Source organism: Microcystis sp. LE19-195.1E (assembly GCF_027532095.1).
GTDB classification, from domain to species: Bacteria; Cyanobacteriota; Cyanobacteriia; order Cyanobacteriales; family Microcystaceae; genus Microcystis; species Microcystis aeruginosa.
The window spans coordinates 1-1620 of sequence record NZ_JAPZSZ010000352.1; the positions used below are offsets into that span (position 1 = coordinate 1).

2 protein-coding genes are annotated in these 1620 nt (G+C 44.8%); both read left to right on the forward strand.

Annotation, left to right across the window (positions count from 1 at the left end; all coding sequences use genetic code 11):
* Positions 1 to 222: 222 nt before the first annotated feature.
* Entirely contained in the window at positions 223 to 591 is a 369-nt protein-coding gene (locus O9300_RS18755; protein ID WP_002760814.1) for a 2Fe-2S iron-sulfur cluster-binding protein, read from the forward strand.
* A gap of 14 nt (positions 592 to 605) precedes the next feature.
* The gene (locus O9300_RS18760; RefSeq protein WP_190719261.1) at positions 606 to 1427 is read left to right on the forward strand and encodes an inositol monophosphatase family protein; all 822 of its coding nucleotides are present in this window, start codon (positions 606 to 608) and stop codon (positions 1425 to 1427) included.
* Positions 1428 to 1620 lie beyond the last annotated feature (193 nt).

A 1620-nucleotide genomic window follows, 5' to 3' on the forward strand; every position in this document is an offset into this window, starting at 1 on the left:
TTCTAGCAAATAGAGAGAATTCTTGTCCATTAAGAAATGTTACAAATTACATGGGTACATTAAGAAAAGTTAAGGGGGTACATCCATTGATGGATAAGGGTTTTGGGCTATTATGGTATATATGTATGGGGGAAGTTCAGATATAATCAAGGTGGCTGACCAAAATAGCCCCTAAATTTAGAACTATCTAAATTGCATCTATAATTTCCGCCTAACTAAACTATGACTAAATATCATCAAATCACCGTTCACAATCGTCAGACGGGCGAAAAATTTGTCACCACCGTTCCAGGGGATAACTATATACTGCACAGTCTGGAAAAACAGAGTCATCAATTACCCTTTTCCTGTCGCAATGGAGCTTGTACCAGCTGTGCGGTCAGGGTATTATCGGGAGATATCCATCAACCAGAAGCGATCGGACTATCGCCGGAATTAAAAGCCAGAGGTTATGCTTTACTTTGTGTCAGTTATGCCCGTAGCGATATGGAAGTAGCCACCCAAGACGAAGATGAAGTCTATGAATTACAATTCGGTCGCTTTTTTGCCCGTGGGAAAGTGCGTTTTGGTTTACCCTTAGATGAAGAATAGATTAAGGATTAATCGTGCCAGATACCAGCAGCCAATTAGAAAAATACCTAGACATTGCCAGCGAAGCCGCCCTAGCGGCGGGAACAATTATCGAGGATAATTGGGGTAAAATCGAGACAATAGAAGAAAAAGGGCGATCGGGCGATTTAGTGACGGAAATAGATCGTCGAGCAGAAACAGAAATTCTCAAAATTATTGGCCGTCACTTTCCCGAACATGGGATTTTAGCGGAAGAATCGGGAAAAATGCAAGGGAGGGACAGCGAGTATCTCTGGGCGATCGATCCTCTCGATGGAACCACCAACTATGCCCACGGTTATCCCGTATCCGTCGTCTCCATCGGACTACTGATCGCAGGGATAGCAGCAGTGGGAGTCATCTATAACCCCTTTAGAAAGGAACTATTTCGGGCAGCCAGGGGTTTGGGGGCCACCCTGAACCGTCGTCCCATCCATGTCTCCCGGACGAGTGAACTAGAAAAAAGTTTACTGGTGACGGGCTTTGCCTATGATCGTTGTCAAACCCCCGATAATAATTATGCCGAATTCTGTTATCTGACCCATCTGACCCAAGGGGTACGCCGCAGCGGTTCCGCTGCCAAAGACTTAACTGATGTGGCCTGTGGGCGCTTAGATGGTTATTGGGAACGAGGGATTAATCCCTGGGATCTGGCCGCGGGAATTATTCTGATCGAAGAAGCTGGGGGTAAAATTAGCGCCTACGATGAGAGTCCTTTTCTGATAGAAACGGGGCGAATCCTGGCCACTAACGGACAGATTCACACCCCCTTAAGCCAAGCTCTGCAAAAAGCCGCCTCTTGGAGTTTTCAGTTTTAATTCTTTTAATATTTATTGCGATTATCGGCTCTTCGGTTGGTGTTATGCAATAGACGGGGGTTATAAGGGATGTAACCCTTATATAGAAAGGCATTTAGCGATTTTTGTCAATTGTTTTTGATCTAGAGCGAACTAATCAATTAAGTCTCTTACCAGATAAGGATTTAGTCGATTTATGCCCCCCTATCGAACC